The sequence below is a fragment of the Bacillus pseudomycoides DSM 12442 genome, assembly GCF_000161455.1.
Taxonomy (GTDB): domain Bacteria; phylum Bacillota; class Bacilli; order Bacillales; family Bacillaceae_G; genus Bacillus_A; species Bacillus_A pseudomycoides.
On record NZ_CM000745.1, the window covers coordinates 2543120 to 2561302 of the forward strand.

Consider the following 18183-nt stretch of genomic DNA (forward strand, 5'->3'; position numbering starts at 1 on the left):
AATAAACAACAATTTGATAAAATTGTAAAACCGAAACTACACTTGGATTATGATGAATTTATATCAGCAGAACTAGAAATGAAGCTAAATTCACCTAATGAGCCTAATAGAATTGTGGATATGACTTTACGTATCAAGTATAAAAAGAAAGTTCAGGATCAGTTGTTATCATATCGAGAAAATTACACTGTAAGCTTTTCACCTAAACAATATAATGATAAAGATGGAAAAAAGGAGTATTTAGACTCTAAAAATAAATTTAATGAGGGGAGAGAGTAGGAATGACTAAAATCCGTTCTGATGTAGGGAAACTGGAGTTAGCCAGCGAGGGTGTTTATGATCATAAAAAGAAGGATGTTACTAAGATTAGTACAGAAGAAGGACAGTTAAAATTAGCGGGTACAGGAATTTATGCCTATGATGAGGGGGGGCAAAAAAGCAATTTTATCAATCTATGTATTGAGACGGAATATGTTGTTCTTTAACTTTGTAATATAGGAAAATGAAACATATAATATATGTTAATCTTTGTAAAGAGAAGTAATGAAAAATAAATGTTAATTCATACCCTCCTATAGGTATTAACATGAAGCAATTGAGGTGTTCTTTTTGATGTATTATGACCGTATTTCTATCATGGCCCCTCCAGTTCCGTAGCGAAAGAAAGCTCTAAATATCTGAGATTTTATATCATCATTACCGTTACGATTTGGGGAATGAGTCAATTGCATACAGGTTCTTTGCTTGTTATGCCTCTATATTTTCTTATCCTTGTAATTGTGATGACGATATTAAGTCGAATGTTTATTTATAATGCTAAGGTTATAGAATCTGTTTAATGTAGAAAAAAGAGTCTCATAAGCAATATGAGATTCTTTTTTGTTTTTGCTGAAGCTTTATTACACACTACATTTTATATGATTTTTTTAATAGCATCATAAACCAAATAAGGGTAAGGCCGATGAGAGAATGGGAGAATCCGATTATATAGGTTAATCCTTTGAAATCAGCTCCATTTAGCTGAAGAAGTCCACGAGTTGCCAGTGAAGAAAGTGTTAAAATTAATCCAATATTATGGACGATGAACCACACATTAAAACCCTTCACTTTATGAAATGCAAATGATTTTGCTAATGCTAGGGCAATTAAGAAAAATAAAAATCCAAGTACGAGTGTATGTGTGTGTAAAAGGTTCAGCAGAGTGGACCCTAGAATGCCCTTTGATTTTGCATATTCTCTAGCGAATACACCAGATAATAAACCGATAACTAAATATACGAACGATGCATAATATAATTTTTTCATTATATACCTCCTGATGCAAACTCTGTAATGTTGGTTTTTGATTCGTAAATTTCTATTGTATTTTCAAATCATGGTAGTTACATAACCAAGACTCCTAGTTTTCCAGGAGTCTTGGTATAATAGGTTTAAAATTATTTTATCATAATTATAGGGTATTCGATTATATAAAATAATCGAACTTTATGTGAACAAAGAGAGATTGTCAGAATCGTATTTAAAGGTGATGAATCCGAACTATTAGAGCAATTTGAAAGTGAACCAGAAGACTTTTTGATTGAAGGTGCAGGCGTGCATCTGGATCATAAAATGGATCACTTAGGATTTAAATTAATAATGATTATGTCGATTTATGAAAATACAGTTGAATTAAGTCTTTCTTATAATGAAGGATACGTGTTTGATGTTAATATGGAGTTTGTGGAACGAGTCTTTTCTTTTTCGTACACTCTATATTCAGTGTGCGAAAGAGAAAAGGGCTATTGATGTAAGATTTAAACAACATTTTGCAATCAATATCAGAGAATATTAAAAAGCAATATACACTGTAAACTAGGAAGGTACTCTATAAATGACAGAGAAGGAATTTCCTTATTGTACTTTAACGTAATAGGGGAAAGCCTTGGACTCTTTAGGAGGTATAATTCAGTTTTTTTAATCTTCTGGTTTTGGTAACTTTAACATTTTTCCGAAATTCATCACCCACTTCTAAACGTGAAGGCGTGATAGCCCAATGAAAGTAGGTGATGAAATTTTGTTAGGCGAAGCCGAAGCCTATTTTTTAAGTGATTTTGGTCATTATGGGCAGAAAAGGGTTAGAAAACTACTGGTAGAGTTGCAAGAGAACGGAATTTACTATAATTATAAACCAGTTGTTCGGGTTTAGTTGCTAGGCGCAGATTAGGTAGACGTTGCAGCAATGTGCCAAATGCAATCTGTCCTTCCAAGCGTGCCAATGGAGCACCCAAACAGCGATGGATACCATTGCCGAAAGCTAGATGATCATTTTCCTCACGTGTAATATCTAATGCTTCGGGATTAGAGAATTTTTGCGGATCAATGTTGGCAGCTGCTAGGGAAAACAGTACCATTTCGCCTTTGTGGATTATTTTTCCATGCATTGTGATATCTTCACCTGCAAAACGGTTACCAATCATGATCGGGCCAGCATAGCGCAACAGCTCGTCGACAGCAGAGGAAAGCATGGAAGGATTGTCCCGTAGCAGATCCATTTGTTCGGGATGTTGCAGTAACGCCAGTACGCCATTACCGATGAGATTAACTGTTGTCTCATGTCCAGCAATAATGAGAAGCCAAATCGTCGAAAGAAGCTCGTTCTTACTCAACTTGTCTTCTTTCTCTTGTGCTTGGACCAGAGCGCTCATCAGATCATCGCTAGGATTTACGCGCTTTTCCGCCAGTAATGTTTCGATGTAATGAATAAACTTTTCGAGTGTTGCAGTAACTGCAGCCCCCTGACGAGGATCCATAGCAGCGTTCATGAGCTTATGTGTCCAGTCACGAAATTGGTTTCGATCAGTAACGGGGATTCCAAGCATCTCTGAAATAACAATAATGGGCAGAGGGTAGGCAAAATCTGCAACAATATCCATCTTTCCTTTTTCCTTCACAGCATCCAACAATTCGTCGGCAATCTGCTGAATACGGGGATGAAGATTCTCGATTATACGCGGAGTAAAGGCTTTAGAGACCAACCGGCGTAAGCGGGTATGATCAGGCGGATCGACCGTAAGCATATTCGGCATATTCATCATCCATTCAAACAGCTTGCTCACAGATGTATTTTCCTCAATGAATTCCTGTTTATCTTGGGGCGGTTCGAATTTTCGTAAATCTTTGAGAAAGCGCGGATCTTTCAATATGGTAACAACATCGTCATAGCGTAATGCGATCCATGCTCCTCCCATACCGTAAAAGTCATCCAGACGAAAGAGGGGCTCTTGTTGTTCGAAGAAAGGTTTATAGTACACAATGGGATCGCGCATAGTTTCCGGTGAGTTTAAATCGCCAAGAGTAATTTTTTTCATTCGTTTGCTCCTTTCATTATAACTGGTGAGTGAAATGGCTTATACATCCTCTTTACTGGACAATTCCAAAATGGATCATGCTACAAAGAACATTCATCCGATCGAACAAGTTTTGAGCATACTCGTCATCAATAGTGTCCTTCTCTACAAACTTCTTTTCGAAATGTGCCAATCTAAACTGGAGTAGCTCACAATTCTTTTACGGTCAACTCCTTCTTGAAGTAGATTTTTTCAAATAACTATTTGGGTACCTGATTATTAGAAGTAATCACATGACGATATTTCTCTTCAGGAGGAAAGACAGGAATTTCTTCTTTTTTACTCAATCTTAAATGGATTGTTCCACATCACCATCAAGCTAGCAAACACAAATTGGACAGTTCCTTCAACTGATGAAACAGAAGGGAATTTAAATGTTGCGAAATGATTGATATGCCTAAAGGATGCAATGCAATTCCTATACATGAATGTATTTTGCAAGAAACATATCTGAAATGTAGGTTGTATGTAAAATAGGATGGGAACTTCTTACCTAAAGTTAGTTAAAGAAAGGCTGGTAAAAGACCAGCCTTTCTTATATACGCATTTAAACAATTTTGTTTATTAACAACACTTCTCTTTCATTGCTTTCATCATAGACATAGTAGAATTCATCATTGCATCACATTCTTGTATTTTATTCATCATAGCTTTATCCATTTCTACATCCATTTGCATCATATTGTTCATCATCATTTTCATACATTTCATTTCACACATCATCTTTTCCATAGATATCATCATGTTTGTTGTTCCTGCCATCATTGTTTTTTCCATTTTAACATCCTCCTGAAATTTTTATATCTTGCAAATATAGGAATTCGTTTTTATTTTACAAATACCTTCAGATGTTAGTGGTGGTAAATATTTAGAAAAAATTTTCTTAAAAAGAAGAAAATGAATTTTTAAGAGATAATGTTTAAATTAGAGATAAACGAATTGAGGAAATTGAGAAGAAATTACATGAATTAAAAAGGGCAGCTAGCAATAGCTAACTGCTCATCTCTGAGGGGGAGGAGAAAGATTATTGTATCTGCATTATTGTCGGAATATTGAGGTTTATTGAAAACTGTATCGTTACTTATTTAAACAGAACATATTTTTTATGAGATAATTAGAATGAGAATAGTGGCATTTAAAGGGTTAAACAATAATTTCTTTATAGAAGAAGACAACGAAAAAAGAAAATAAATCGGTAATATCATTTGTATGTTCATTTAATTATGATATTCCATTTCCGGTAATTGGTAATAATGGGACTCTTCATCTATGTAACAGCTTGTATAAAAATATCATATAGGGTAAATTGAAAAACAGGTATATTGACGTTTTTCAAGTTATACATCGTGCCGATGTGTAACAAACGACTGCAAGGAATTAATTCTCGATGAATTCGTTTTTTATAGTAAAACAAGAAATTTTAATATCTTTTTGAATTTCTAGTGAGGGGAACTTTTTTAGTTGATATAGATGCAGAATAAAAATGGAGGAAGGAGATTATATGTTGATAAAAAACGTATAAAGGATATGCAAAATAAAGACTATATTTTGCTAACATAAAATCAAAGTATCACAAAACCTTTCAAAGTTCCTTCAGAAGTACAGAGGGAGCCTTCCATTCACATAATCAGCGTTCTAGGAATAAAACAAATTCCCTAAAAAGTCTTTCTATCTACCTCTGTATGTAAAATTATATTTGTTCTTTAAGTGAAGAGCTTGTTCGTAATTAAGACATTATAGAGAATGCAACTATTTTATCTATAAAAAGGCATAATAAAAAATCAGCAAGGGGAACAAAAAATTGCAGAAACTAAAGAGAATATCTAATCGAGTTTTATACTTACCACCGTATCAAGAAACAGATCGTCCTATTCTAGCTGCTGTTAAAGGAGAAGAAAAGACACTATTAATTGATGCTGGAAATTCTTCGAAACATGCTAGATTATTTTTGGAACAATTAGATACATATGATATTAAAGAAGAATGGCTTATACTTACACATTCCGACTGGGATCATATATTTGGAATGCATGAGATGCAAATGCCAATTATTTCTCATTATAAAACTTATAACAAAATTAAACAGTTACAGAATTTATCGTGGGAAGATAAATATTTAGACCAACGTGTTAAAGAGGGTCTAGAAATTCCATTTTGTGCGGATGCAATAAAGAAAGAGCTAGGAAATCAGAGGGAGATTATCCTCCCATTACCTGATATTACATTCGATAAGAAAATGACTTTGAATCTAGGTGGGGTGACGTGTGCAATTGAACATGTAGGTGGAGATCACGCTGATGATTCTACTGTCATTTATATTCAGGAAGAAAAAGTTCTTTTTCTAGGAGATTGTATGTATGCAAATCTCTACTCAAAGAAGTGGAGTTATACGATAGAGAATACGCTCCAGTTAATTGAACAAATTGAGAAATACGATGCGGAAATTTTTGTTTTATCCCATCATGAAGCTCCATTAAGTAAAGAAGAGTTTCAATTAGAACTTAAATTCTTAAAAACTACAGCATTGCTTACAAAAAAGTATGAAGGAAGCTCAGAGGCAATAGTTAAAGAAATGTCTAAGTCTTTACAGAGAAGTTTAACTGAAGATGAAATTGAGACCATCACTTTTTTTGTTAATGGATTTTCGGAATAACAAAGTTAATAATGTTTCAAGAGGGGAACTATAGATTAGTACCTATTTTTATATTACTGTATTAAATTGGGGATTTAAGGTAAATCGAAATGTTATAAAGTAAAATATGTTTACCATCATACGTAAATTTAAAGTTATCAGGCTTAAGTGTGAAAAGAAGTAAGTACTATGCTGCTAGGGGATGCATATCAGTGTTATGAACGCTGGTATTGCAGCCCTTTTTTGTTCTGCTAAATTATAGATAAGTGTTCTCTGTCCTAGCCGTTGTTTTTACCGCTCATCCCGGGATGAAGTACAGAATACTGAGGTCAATACGTTTATAATTACGTTTAAATAAACAAGGCTTGCCCTAAGGTTTATTCTTATTTTTTTGCTTCTGTTTGCCTTCTTCGATTTACAAAGCCTTTGGAGGAATTTCCGGTCTTATCTATTCAAGATGCTTGGCATTACAAATATGTAGAAGGATGCGAAGTTAGAGGGGATAATGGAATAAATCTGTAAAATTAAACCGCCTATAATGGGCGGTCAATTTTTTATGTATTAATCAATTTCATGGGAAGCTTCTAAAGGAGGGAAACCTAGATAAGAAGCTTATTATGTGAATTTGAAATAAAGTTATACCGTTTATAAAAAAGTATCGCAAACCATTTAAAAGCCCCTTTAGAAGTACTTAAGGGAATTTTCATTGACATAATCAGTGTTCTAGGAATAAAAACAAATTTCCTAATAAGTCTTCCTTTCTATCTATCTTTTGAAGTAAAATTATTCCTGTATTTTAATTTTTTGGATAGAGAAAGGGAGTTCTATGAAATCTTTAATAAAAGTAACATGTACAGCGTTTTTACTTACAAGCTTAATGGCAGCTTGTAGTGAACAAACTACAACAAAGCAAGAAGTAACTACTCAATCAAAGAAATCAGAAAAAGTGTCTGAAGAGAACAGAATGGAGAAGGATGCACTACGATATGGAGAAATTGCAAAAGGTGGATACTACAGAGCAACAGTTGAAAATGCAAAATATGAAAAAGTAGATGGAATAGGGCGCATTGTAGCTCGTGTTACGATCAATAATGCTCGGACCGATGAAAAAGCAATTGATCTTTCAGAAATACAGTATTTTGTTAAAGATGAAAAGACGGGAAAAAAATATGAAGGTCAAGTTATGCCTATATACGAAGAGAAATTCAAAAGTGTGCCAGTTGGCTACTCTTTAACTTTTGACGTTTCATTTAAGACGGAAAATCCACCAAAAGATTTCAATAATATGCATCTATATATGGATAGTAAGCTTGATCCATTTGGAGATATCCATTGGAAGCTTGATAATCTAGTATCTAAATGAAAAGATGTCTAATTTAGGCATCTTTTCTTGTTTAGTGAGTTGTCTATACCATTTATTTTTTATTTGTATACTCTTATATGATAGCAAGTTATCGTGTTGTAAATAGATGTAGTATTTTTATAGCATTGAGAAGTTTTAGTCCTTTGCTTCTTTGGTTATATTCATGATACTCACTATTCACTCGGTAGAGTTCATGTTGTAGTGATTTTGAAGAAAACTCACATTTTCCAGTTTATAGAAAAAGATTATTGTGTTAAAATGTCGGAAAAGTCAAAAAATAAAGGCGGGTAAGAAATATGTCTATATTAGAGGAAATTAAAGAAAATGTTTCGAAGGTCATTGTAGGCAAGGAAGAGGTAATCGATTTAGCGATGATTGCGCTAGTTGCAAATGGACATGTTTTATTAGAAGACGTGCCAGGAACAGGGAAAACAACATTAGCCAAAACTCTTGCGAAAAGTATTGATGGGGCTTTTCAGCGTATTCAATTTACATCGGATACGTTGCCAGGTGATGTAGTAGGATTAGAATACTTTGATATGAAAGAAAGTGATTTTAAAACGAGAAAGGGTCCTATTTTTGCAAATCTTGTTTTAGTAGATGAAATTAATCGGGCCGTTCCACGGACACAATCAGCGTTGTTAGAGGTAATGGAGGAGCGTACGGTAACAATCGCGGGAGTAACGCATGTATTACCAGATCCGTTTATTGTGTTAGCTACACAAAATCCGTTAGAATCGGCAGGAACATTTGCACTTCCAGATGCGCAGTTAGATCGTTTTCTATTAACGATTCGCCAAGGGTACCCAAATCGTAAATATGAAAAGGAAATGTTGAAACGGTTTAAAGAAAAAAATCCATTTAATGACTTACAAAGCGTTGTAACTCTTTCTGACATATTGGAGTTGCAAGAGCAATCGAAAAAGATTCATATGCACGATGAGGTGGAAGAATACTTACTTGATATTGTAGAAGCGACGCGAAAGCATGATTTAGTAGAAATTGGGGTAAGTCCGCGTGGGTCTTTAGCTTTTATGAGAGCGGCGCAGGCAAGGGCGTTATTAAAGGGGCGGGACTATGTAACCCCTGATGATTTGAAAGCTTTGGCAGCTCCGGTTTGTGCCCACCGGTTAACATTAACAATTGAAGGGGATATGAAAACAACAAAAGTAGATGTACTGCAAGGAATTTTAGAAAAACTTGCAGTGCCAGTGGAAAGCGTATGAATGAAATTATAAAAAGGAAACATCCGTTAATGGAACCTCTCTCTATAGGGGGAATCGGTGTTATTTGTCTTATACTCGTCGTATTTACCAATCAATTTTTCATTGTAGCTATCTTTTTATTTTATTTGCTGCTAGTTGGATTTTTGTATTTGTATATGAAGGCAGTCATGAAAGTGAAATGGGATATTTCCCAAAATCAACAGAGACTATTTATGAGCGAAAGCGGAGCGTGTACAGTGCAAATTATTAATGAAGCACGTTTTCCCATTTTTAAAGCAGCTCTTCAGTTTCGTTCTAATGAACAAATAGAGTGGGAAACGGATCAGAAGATGCAGCGTTCGCATCACTCTTATCACATTCCTCTCCAAATAGAAGGAAGAGATATGATAACAATTACGTTAGGGGGGAATGCAAATGAAAGAGGGAGGCAAGGATGGCAAGCTGCAGAACTTATGATATCAGATCCATTCGGCCTTATAACGTATTACTTGCCTATTGAACAAAAGACACTCCCTGAATTTCATATTCTTCCGCAAATGTCGAAAGTAACGATACCGGAAATGACAACATGGAAGCATGGATTTCGCAGAGCAGCTGTTTCTCCGTTATATGATGAAACGAAAATAGTAGGCGTGAAAGAATATGAGGGGGAATCGTTTCGCTCGATCCATTGGGGAGCGACTGCGAAAACTGGGGTAATAAGTGCAAAAAAGTATGAATATACACAAGGCGATCGTTATGCGCTATATGTAAATGTATTAGGGCAAACAGGATATACGCTTCGTACGGATATGGAATATTTAATTCAAGTCGCGGCGGGGGTATGCCGGGAGTTAATTTCACAAGACTGCTCGTTCGAATTATGGATAAATGGAGTACGGGAACAAGGTGTCATTCATCTAAAAGGAGGAAAGCACCGAAAACAACTTTATAAAGCAATGGATCTTTTATCCTCGTTAACCGAAAAGGATACGCCGCTGAATACACATTTCTTTTATCAAACAGGATTCCGAAGACAAGAAGCAGGGTGTATCCCATTAATTATTGGATATCCACCTGAAAAACAAAAAGGGTGGATACAAATTGTGAAGTAAAGGGAGGAACGGTGAATACATTGAAATGGGGATCACGTGTTATATTTTGTTTCCTAGCTATTGGTCTTTGCTTTATATTAGCGATTGGAATAACGAAAGGCGCTTTTTTCGCAAAGGAACAGGTAATAGATTCTTCTCAATCAAAGGTAGGAGAGGATGGTGAACCGCTAACACCAAGAAAATGGAAATCCATAGGAGAAGGAACGCCGATGGAACCAGGGGAGGATTCAGGAGTATTATATGAAATTGAAGATCCACCAGATTTTAATAAAGATGGATATTATAAGAAAGGGGATTTCAAAGGAATTCCTCGAGATAGGAAGGTGCCAATTGGCGGCGAAGAGTTTCTAGGAGTTAGCACTGAAAATATATTTATACAAATTGGCATCTTTTTTTTAGTGATTTTAATCGTGTTTTTCATCTTTCGCCGTAAACGGAATAAGAAGCAGCAGATTCATAATATATCTTTGAAACAAAAAGAAATACGAAAAATTGGGGAAGATGCAGAACCAGAGGATCAAGACAGCTTAATACTACCAGCAGAAGAAGTAAGGGCAATGCTAATAAAATGGGAACTAACATTACCAAAATTCGAAAAGAGAAGATTACAAGAGACGGTTCAACAATGGTTTTCTCGTATTCATAAGAATAATGATATTGTTCCAATTTATGAGAAAGTTAGATATGGGGAAGAAAGTGTTTCAAATGAAGAATTACAGATGATGCGGAGATGGATAAGTGAACATGTAAAGAAAAGTTTATAGTGAAAAAAGAGATAGAAGGAGAAAGTTTGCTATTAACGGAAGTATTACTGTATTGTTTCATCCAAACTGATATGAGAAGGTGGATATAGAATGACCGTTAAAAAACTTTACTTTTTACCAGCTGGCCGCTGTATGTTGGATCATTCTTCTGTTAATAGTACGCTTACTCCTGGTAAACTGTTGAATTTGCCAGTATGGTGCTATCTTTTGGAAACGACAGAAGGTCCAATTTTAATAGATACAGGGATGCCAGAAAGCGCAGTAGATAATGAAGATCTTTTTAAGGGAACGTTTGTTGAAGGGCAGATTCTTCCGAAAATGAAACCGGATGATAGAATCGTAAATATTTTAAAACGAGTGGGTTATGCGCCAGAAGATCTTCTCTGTGTTATTAGCTCTCATTTGCATTTTGACCATGCTGGGGGGAATGGGAGCTTCAGCCATGCACCCATTATTTTGCAACGAACTGAACATGATGCAGCTTTACATAGAGAAGAATATTTAAAGGAATGCATATTACCAGATTTGAACTATCAAATGATTGAGGGAGATTATGAAGTAATGCCTGGTGTTCAGTTGCTCTATACGCCAGGGCATTCCCCGGGTCATCAATCAATACTCGTTAAAACGGAAAAGTCAGGTTCTGTATTGCTAACAATTGATGCATCTTATACACACGAAAACTTTGAGCAGGGTGTCCCGTTCGCAGGATTTGATTCAGAAATGGCCTCCCAATCTATTAATCGATTAAAAGAAATTGTTTTGGATGAAAAACCTATCGTTTTCTTTGGGCATGATATGGAACAAGAGAAAAGGTGTAAAACATTTCCTGAATTTTTATAATGTACTCATTTTATGGAAATAAAACATAATATAACTACACCTTTTTTCATACGGATTTATGGAGATATGATTTTCTAATAAAATTTAAAAAGGTGGAAGGTATGAGGGAAATCATAATGCTGTTTAGTATAATGATATGTTTTTTGGCGTTAATTGGGTGTGATCGCATATTCATATGCTGGAGAAAGTAAGCATTAGAAAGGAAAATATGTTATCTCACAAACGGAGGATAGCGAATTTGGAGAAGGTTCAATTACTTATAAAGGAAAAGATAGGGAAAACATCAATGAAGCAAAATGGAAAGTTGAGAATAGTAGTGGCAAACAAGAAGGAACGAGATTTATTGATAGAGGCATAATTCAATTGAAATCATCATGTTCAGGTTGTGCAGTACAGGATAAGGAAGAAGCATTTCTTGTCACAATTGAATGGGGTGGAAAGAAAGAGGCATTTGAAATAAAATACAAGTAAGTGTGATTGTTGGGCTAAATGAAAATATATTGGTTTTAAAAAATGAGCGGTGAAATAAAAGGCTTAGGATGGTGGATAGAATAGAAAAGAACCTTAAATTTGGGTAGATGAAAAAATTTAAGGTCCTTTTCTCTGTTAGTGAGGGTATTATTTTGTTTCTGCTTTAGGTTGGGTAAAAAAGAAGATAAAAATAATTAAAGGAAGAGCGAGCAGAAAGACCCCATTCTTAGATGGTTGAATAGTAGGAATATCGGTTAAAGCCATGTTATCATTCCTTTGTAAGTGTTTTTAATAAGCTTGGATTCACATGAAAATGTTTGGACACAACCTTTTGAAAGAAAGTATAATCTCGTTTTAAGTAAGGGAGAGTGGGTTCAAGTTTAGGAACACCGAAAATGGGTCCACTAACATTAATGGTAAATCTGCCAGGTGCAATAAAGCTACCCGTAACACCAATTTCATCATTGAGTAATAATACGGCGAGGATAACGTCTATTATATCAATAATCACATTCGTAGTTTGTTTTTCGAATTTACCTTCTAATCGACTTTCACCTGTTAATGGTCCTCCTAATGAAACGCGAAACCCCCCTGGTGTCACAAAAACTCCTATAATGGTGATTTGTCCCGTTAACAATAGTGCGACTGTCACAATATTGAGATCGCGTTGGATAGACCGTATGACTTGTATATCTTTTGTAATTTCGATATTTTTTTCCAATATTGTCACACCCTCTAGATACATATTATTCTGAGCCATGTTGAATGTGAGTAAGGATAAGGATGAAATATAGGAATTTATGTAGTAGTGGAATCAAATGTAACAATAAGTATTAGCGGATATCAATGATGAATTTTTTACAATGTTTGCTAATGCTTGTTGGTTGATGTTTCTTGATTACTGTACAGATGGATCGGGCTTTAACAAATTGTTTTTGTAACGAATCAATAAACCACTCTAGTGGTTGCTTGTCTTTATAATAATTATAATTAAGAAGTATAGTTATTTCGAAGGGGTGGTAGGATGAGTAAGAACTTTATTATATTTGGAGCAAGCCAAGGATTGGGCGATGCATTTGTAAAAGGCTTACCCACCAAGGGAGATACGGTATGGGTGGTGTCACGCACACGACCAAGTAGTTTAGATATAAATGATGGTGTAAATCGTAAATGGCTCACAATTGATTTATCTAGTCAACAACAAATTCCTTCTTTAAAAGAAACGTTAAAAGACATTGCTATTGATGTATTAATTTATAATGTCGGAGTATGGGAAAAGTGTGGTTTTGAAGATGACTATACGTTTGATAAGGATGAAGTTGAAGATATTTCGAACTTAATCAATATTAATTTAACTTCCACTATTACTTATATTCAGGCGCTTTTACCTAATTTAAGACAGGCGAAAAACGGAAAGATTATTTTAATTGGTTCCACAGCAGGGTTAGATCATACGAATAATGCGCAAGTTTCGTTTGTCACGTCTAAATTTGGCTTACGTGGTATTACGAATGCTTTACGTGAGCATGTGAGAAAAGACAAGATCTCTGTAACGTGTATTAATCCAGGAGAGCTTGCTGCTGAAGTACCTTATGAAGAAGGTGCAGAAAAGGCAATTATGTTGTATGGAGGGACACGTATTCCTGTGCAAGATATTGTAGCGATTGTTCAATGTGTTATGAATTTATCGCCAGTTTCATGTGTAAAGGAAATTAATATTCCTGCCATAACAGACTTAAATGCATGATTGTATAGCATATGAATAGTTTTTTTGTATATTATAAAAATTAATCATTGGTACTAAATACAGCATGTATTTTGATCAATCTTTTTTGAAAATGGGAGCTGGTGCTTTTGTATCACCGGACAACAAAGTATGAAACCAATGTAATGTGACAGATATCTCATAAAAAGTGATTTAGACTATAGAAAAAGTATTAAACTATTAAAAAATAGTTGTAGACTCAAAGTGCTTTCTGTACATGAAAGCACTTTTTACTATCTTTTAATTGTTTCAGAATAGGCATATTTAGTCATGCTCATTTTTAAGGATAAATAGTGTTTTAAGAGTTTTTTAGTTTATTTGAATGAAAGTTCGTTTTGTTTTCGTTCTTAAGTTGATGGGCATGGGGCTTAGCCGAGATACGTGTGAAAATGGGTATCTTACAAAAATGCAATCTTTATGTAAGGTTATTAGATAGTTCATTTACTATCCTAATGTAATAATAAGAGTGTAAGAAGCAATCATAATTTTTTTAGAATGCAACTTCAAAAATATAGAGGAGGATTAACGTGTGAAAAATTTATGGCTACTTAAAAATAAAGCAGACAACAGAAATAATAAGTTTGTAGATAAAATACCTAGTTGGATATATCTTCTAATATGCAGTGTTGGTATCATGGTTCTCTTTTATGGAACGCAATTAATAGTGGGTACTTCACTTCAAACTATCTTTAATTTTATTCCAGAAACTAGTTCTACATATCGTTTTATAGGAGTCATTTGTACTTTTATTGGAATATGGATGCTGCTCCTAGTGTATGTTTACATATTTAAGAACCCGATTTCTAGTATAGGATTTACCAGAGATTGGTCATATAAGATTATTTCGAATATACTTAGTGGTCTAGCGATTGGTATGTTTATTAATTTTGCAGGTATCTATATTTACTCTCTTATGTTTAATGTTCAAATCGGATTTACAGAACAAATCTCTAATTTTAATGTTTATCCATATGTTTTATTATGTTTTGTTACTTACCTTATCCAGGGCGGCGCAGAGGAACTTGTTTTTAGAGGGTTTTTAACGAAATGGCTCGTGAAAAAATATAATCTTTTACTTGTCTTTCTTTTCACTTCTATTCTATTTTCTCTCATGCATTCCTTGGGTGGATTTAATCCAGTATTTTTGACGTATGCTCTTTGTTTTGGATTTTTATTATTTTTAGTTGCTGTTGATAGTAATTGTATATATAAAAGCATGGTAATTCATGGGGTTTATAACGCATCCGAGACGCTGTTTAAATTTAACGGTGACAGTATGGGGAGAGAGTATTTATTCTATGCAAATGCTAACATGGAGGCTTATCAGGATAAGGCCTATCTTATCATCTCAGCAATAATACTTGTTTTCTGTGTATATTATTTAATAAAACTGCACAAAAAGAATCCAAAATGGTATTTCATGAGAAGCAACCAGGATTGTTAATTATAGTTTAGGAGACCCCATGATTATCAAGCTAATCTAACGATGTGATTCTAATCCGTAATTACACTCTTTTCTGTTTATACTTTTAGTTTACTAAAAGAACCTTAAATGAAGTTCGTATTTTTATAATTTTTTAACTGGTTTTCAAGGGTATTTACAAGTAGATGGATATAGTGGTTATCATCAAGTACTGGATGTCACCCTTGTGGGATGTTGGGTGCATGCCAGATGGAAGTTTGATGAAGCCTTAAAGGCTTTACCTGATTCACAGAAGGGGAAAAAAGTGAAGTAAACAAAAAAGCAACTCCAAAATCAACTTTTATTGTATATTTTGGAGTTACTTTACGGTTACTCTATGCTTGTTTCTAAAGTTAAATCTGTATAGGAATTATCCTCACCTATATTTAAGATTACTTCACATTGACGTAATCTTAATTTAAAGAGCGTTATAGAATCATGATAAACTTCAGGATTTGATCTCATTTTATGCAGTGTATCTTGTTTTTCTTGTATTTCTAAATGAGTGTTTTCTATAGCTTGTTTCAACGCGCCAAATGGATTTTTAAAGAACATATTAATATCCCGCTCTAGTGCGTTTTCAAATAGCTCAAATTGCAAGAAAAATTTGTTTATAATAGAAGCCGTTACATCGGTATAATCTTCATTTTCTAAATACTGTTTGTATTTGTTATATAGCATAGCTTTATTTTTAGGAAGAACTCCAAATAATTTCCCGGCACTTTTCAATAAAAATTGTGCTGGTGTAAATCGGCGTAAGATATTTACTTCTTCCATTTGTATTCTAGTTGTCATTCTATCAGTATCTCTGCGCCAGTCATCAAGCACTTTAAAGTCACATTCTAACTGTATTCGATTTTCTCCACATAAAGAATTAAGTCCTTCACTGATTTCTTCTAAGTACGATTGACTTTGAAGGAACTCGTTATTAGAAATTGCAATCCAATTTTGCATAGAGCGAGCAAGATTAGGTAACACAGTTTGTTCTAGATATTTTTGAACTCTTTCGTTCATCGCTGCATTTAGTTCAATATCAATGTGCCCAAAATCGCTTTCTTCACTAATTAAATCAGAACAACTCTGCAATAGTTTCGGAATATGTTCTGTAAGATCATTAGTAATTTCGTTTTTCATTGTACGATATGATTGTGTAATGAAATGAATCTTTTCCTTCTCAAAAGCAGTAAGGTTATTAATAAAACCATTTAGTTTAACTAACATATCTTCATTCCAATTAATAGAATCCACTAGGTTGTTTTCCATCTCGACGCGTTTATCCAAAAGATATGTAATTGTTTTTCGGATGAAAAACAATAGCTTTTCAGTACGTTCTGCATCGATATTTTTATGGTTAAAGTTAAAATGAATAAACTCAGTTAAATCGTTTAGTTGTTGACTATTTGTATATAACGAAGAGTAAGGGAAAATTCTCGCATGCGGGAAATATGCGTTTATTCTCGCTTGCGTATCATGTATAACTCTTTTTGCTTCTGCTTCACTGTAAATGTTATCGATTTTATTTAATAAGAAATGAATTTGTAGATTTGGTGTATGTTCTTGAATACTTAATAGAATGTCACGTTCTTTGTCAGTAAAAGGTGAATCCGCATTCAATACGAATAATAATTCGTCTACAGAATTTAAATATTCGAATGTCTCATCTCTAGTGTCGTTGTTCCTATTAAAGCTAGGTGTAACAACGAATGTAAGTTTATTTTTACTTAAAAACCTGCATGGTAATTTAAATTCAACACATGCTCTATCTTTATATGTTTGGCGGTGTAGAGACATCATGTTATGGAAATCAGAGAAATTCTCAGTTGTTGTAATTGTTGAATCTGTTATAGCGTTAATTTCTGTATGAGCGTCATTTTTAAAGACAACTACATTTGAGATTGAGTTTTCTAATATATTTTCTCCTAGTATAGAGTTAATAAATGAAGCTTTTCCGTTTCCTGAAGTTCCAGTTACTAAAAGGCGCTTTGTTTTTAAATCTGCAAGCTCGCCAACTAACCATCTAAATCGATGACCCATTTCTAAATCATGTTTTTGTGCCCACTGTGTAATAGATTCAAAAAGATGTAAACTATACTCTAAGCCATTCACATGATTAATAGAGTATGACAGTAGGTTTTCCGCATGTTTTATATTTGCTGAATCTATTTTGGAAGGGAAAATCTCATCCCATGCCAATACTGCTGCAGATGGAAATACAGAATGAGACGGATTGGCTACCTTTAACCAATTTGTTAAAAGATTTGGAATGATATCGTGTAATTGTCTTAGCGTATATTGACCTTGAATTAATTCAAAGTACGTTTCTTCGTAAAGAGAAGAAATTTTGTCCCATATATCGGACGAATGTATTTCGATATGTAAGAAAAATTCATTTATTGTTTTAAGCCATAATAAGTAATTTTGTTCATTTTTATAGCTGTGCCAAAGTGATGAAACAATTTGCGTAAATTGTACTTGATCTACATTATTTAATGTAACTAATACTTTATAAAAATAGTCTGGTAAAATATTTTTAGTAAATCCTTTATCGATATATTCTTTTAGAACCTCAAACCATGGAAAAGATTCTGTTCGAATTAACTCATTTACAGCAAGCTCTACTGCACTGTCAAAATCTTGCTGTTCTTCATAAAAGGAACGTGCAATTGTTGTGACGTTTGGATAATCGGGATTTAAAGAAACCGCTTCTTTAATAACAGCGAAAGCTGAATCAAGATTATTTTGCTCGATGTAAAGAGACAGTAATTGCAATACAATTTCGGTCATAAGTATTTTGTTATCAGTAGTAATGGAGGTATAAACATTTTCAGCAACTGATAATTGGTTAAGTTCGAAGTAAGCATCCGCAATATTTTTTTGTGCCCATGGTGCTAATTCATTACTGACTTTCTCCCATTTAAAAATAGCTGTTTCAAAATCTTGATGGTGATAATAAAATTCACCTTGTGCAAAACGAATATAAGATCCATCGGAAATCTCATTTTTTTGTTCGTTTAAATAAGCTCCTCCAAGTACTTGAAGAGGTGGATGTGTTTCATTCTCCATTAGGAATGTTTCATAATATATCTTTTTTATTAATTGTTTTTCTAATCTCATTTTTTCCTCCACTATATCTTGGAAAATACATTTTTCTCCATTTGTCAATATTTTTTTGTA

The 18183-nt window shown here is 34.0% G+C and carries 14 protein-coding genes and 3 pseudogenes; 12 read left to right on the forward strand and 5 right to left on the reverse strand.

The window, feature by feature from the left end:
* The 3 genes and pseudogenes from BPMYX0001_RS12690 to BPMYX0001_RS34020 all read left to right on the forward strand — a co-directional run.
* A pseudogene (locus BPMYX0001_RS12690) lies at positions 1-279 on the forward strand (hypothetical protein); the annotation flags it as partial.
* 2 nt (positions 280-281) lie between these two features.
* Positions 282-485, forward strand: coding sequence for a hypothetical protein (locus BPMYX0001_RS12695; RefSeq protein ID WP_006095215.1), 204 nt, complete (start codon positions 282-284; stop codon positions 483-485).
* A 192-nt stretch (positions 486-677) separates the two neighbouring features.
* Positions 678-839 (forward strand): annotated as a pseudogene (locus BPMYX0001_RS34020) (multidrug effflux MFS transporter); the annotation flags it as partial.
* 67 nt (positions 840-906) lie between these two features.
* On the opposite strand, the gene BPMYX0001_RS12700 reads toward BPMYX0001_RS34020, so the two are convergent.
* The 3 genes from BPMYX0001_RS12700 to BPMYX0001_RS12715 all read right to left on the reverse strand — a co-directional run bounded on the left by BPMYX0001_RS12700 (position 907) and on the right by BPMYX0001_RS12715 (position 4166).
* On the reverse strand, positions 907-1305 hold the full coding sequence (locus tag BPMYX0001_RS12700; protein ID WP_006095216.1) for a DUF2871 family protein: 399 nt from the start codon (positions 1303-1305) through the stop codon (positions 907-909).
* Between the two features lie 812 nt (positions 1306-2117).
* Positions 2118-3350: a cytochrome P450 family protein gene (locus BPMYX0001_RS12710; RefSeq protein WP_006095218.1), complete on the reverse strand. Its 1233-nt coding sequence runs from the start codon at positions 3348-3350 to the stop codon at positions 2118-2120.
* A gap of 603 nt (positions 3351-3953) precedes the next feature.
* Positions 3954-4166, reverse strand: a complete 213-nt coding sequence (locus BPMYX0001_RS12715) for a hypothetical protein (protein WP_006095219.1) — start codon at positions 4164-4166, stop codon at positions 3954-3956.
* Between the two features lie 1024 nt (positions 4167-5190).
* On the opposite strand from BPMYX0001_RS12715, the gene BPMYX0001_RS12720 reads away from it, so the two are divergent.
* The 6 genes from BPMYX0001_RS12720 to aiiA all read left to right on the forward strand — a co-directional run bounded on the left by BPMYX0001_RS12720 (position 5191) and on the right by aiiA (position 11311).
* A complete protein-coding gene (locus tag BPMYX0001_RS12720) occupies positions 5191-6042 on the forward strand; it encodes an MBL fold metallo-hydrolase (protein ID WP_006095220.1) in 852 nt (283 codons plus the stop codon).
* A gap of 805 nt (positions 6043-6847) precedes the next feature.
* A complete protein-coding gene (locus BPMYX0001_RS12725) occupies positions 6848-7384 on the forward strand; it encodes a hypothetical protein (RefSeq protein ID WP_006095221.1) in 537 nt (178 codons plus the stop codon).
* A gap of 296 nt (positions 7385-7680) precedes the next feature.
* On the forward strand, positions 7681-8610 hold the full coding sequence (locus BPMYX0001_RS12730) for an AAA family ATPase (RefSeq protein WP_006095222.1): 930 nt from the start codon (positions 7681-7683) through the stop codon (positions 8608-8610).
* Positions 8607-9704, forward strand: coding sequence for a DUF58 domain-containing protein (locus tag BPMYX0001_RS12735; protein ID WP_033798959.1), 1098 nt, complete (start codon positions 8607-8609; stop codon positions 9702-9704). The genes BPMYX0001_RS12730 and BPMYX0001_RS12735 overlap by 4 nt, the downstream gene beginning before the upstream one ends.
* Positions 9705-9715: 11 nt before the next feature.
* Positions 9716-10468, forward strand: a complete 753-nt coding sequence (locus tag BPMYX0001_RS12740; RefSeq protein ID WP_006095224.1) for a hypothetical protein — start codon at positions 9716-9718, stop codon at positions 10466-10468.
* 90 nt (positions 10469-10558) lie between these two features.
* Positions 10559-11311 carry a quorum-quenching N-acyl homoserine lactonase AiiA gene (gene aiiA, locus BPMYX0001_RS12745; protein WP_006095225.1) on the forward strand — a complete coding sequence of 251 codons (753 nt, stop codon included), beginning with the start codon at positions 10559-10561 and terminating at the stop codon, positions 11309-11311.
* A gap of 739 nt (positions 11312-12050) precedes the next feature.
* On the opposite strand, the gene BPMYX0001_RS12755 is transcribed toward aiiA, so the two are convergent.
* Positions 12051-12512, reverse strand: coding sequence for a hypothetical protein (locus BPMYX0001_RS12755; protein WP_231398763.1), 462 nt, complete (start codon positions 12510-12512; stop codon positions 12051-12053).
* 294 nt (positions 12513-12806) lie between these two features.
* On the opposite strand from BPMYX0001_RS12755, the gene BPMYX0001_RS12760 reads away from it, so the two are divergent.
* The 3 genes and pseudogenes from BPMYX0001_RS12760 to BPMYX0001_RS30790 form a co-directional block, all read left to right on the forward strand.
* Positions 12807-13529: an SDR family NAD(P)-dependent oxidoreductase gene (locus BPMYX0001_RS12760; protein ID WP_006095228.1), complete on the forward strand. Its 723-nt coding sequence runs from the start codon at positions 12807-12809 to the stop codon at positions 13527-13529.
* 547 nt (positions 13530-14076) lie between these two features.
* Complete coding sequence (locus BPMYX0001_RS12765; RefSeq protein WP_006095229.1) at positions 14077-14991, forward strand: CPBP family intramembrane glutamic endopeptidase; 915 nt, start codon at positions 14077-14079, stop codon at positions 14989-14991.
* A 130-nt stretch (positions 14992-15121) separates the two neighbouring features.
* Positions 15122-15277 (forward strand): annotated as a pseudogene (locus BPMYX0001_RS30790) (IS66 family transposase); the annotation flags it as partial.
* A 62-nt stretch (positions 15278-15339) separates the two neighbouring features.
* Here the strand turns inward: BPMYX0001_RS30790 and BPMYX0001_RS12770 are convergent.
* Complete coding sequence (locus tag BPMYX0001_RS12770) at positions 15340-18123, reverse strand: dynamin family protein (protein WP_033798961.1); 2784 nt, start codon at positions 18121-18123, stop codon at positions 15340-15342.
* Positions 18124-18183 lie beyond the last annotated feature (60 nt).

Bases quoted from the DNA above. Each gene is read 5' to 3' on its own strand.
- BPMYX0001_RS12730 (WP_006095222.1), top strand. From the start codon at position 7,681: ATGTCTATATTAGAGGAAATTAAAGAAAATGTTTCGAAGGTCATTGTA.
- BPMYX0001_RS12725 (WP_006095221.1), top strand. From the start codon at position 6,848: ATGAAATCTTTAATAAAAGTAACATGTACAGCGTTTTTACTTACAAGC.
- BPMYX0001_RS12735 (WP_033798959.1), top strand. From the start codon at position 8,607: ATGAATGAAATTATAAAAAGGAAACATCCGTTAATGGAACCTCTCTCT.
- BPMYX0001_RS12710 (WP_006095218.1), bottom strand. From the start codon at position 3,350: ATGAAAAAAATTACTCTTGGCGATTTAAACTCACCGGAAACTATGCGC.
- BPMYX0001_RS12770 (WP_033798961.1), bottom strand. From the start codon at position 18,123: ATGAGATTAGAAAAACAATTAATAAAAAAGATATATTATGAAACATTC.
- BPMYX0001_RS12695 (WP_006095215.1), top strand. From the start codon at position 282: ATGACTAAAATCCGTTCTGATGTAGGGAAACTGGAGTTAGCCAGCGAG.
- BPMYX0001_RS12715 (WP_006095219.1), bottom strand. From the start codon at position 4,166: ATGGAAAAAACAATGATGGCAGGAACAACAAACATGATGATATCTATG.
- BPMYX0001_RS12760 (WP_006095228.1), top strand. From the start codon at position 12,807: ATGAGTAAGAACTTTATTATATTTGGAGCAAGCCAAGGATTGGGCGAT.
- BPMYX0001_RS12700 (WP_006095216.1), bottom strand. From the start codon at position 1,305: ATGAAAAAATTATATTATGCATCGTTCGTATATTTAGTTATCGGTTTA.
- aiiA (WP_006095225.1), top strand. From the start codon at position 10,559: ATGACCGTTAAAAAACTTTACTTTTTACCAGCTGGCCGCTGTATGTTG.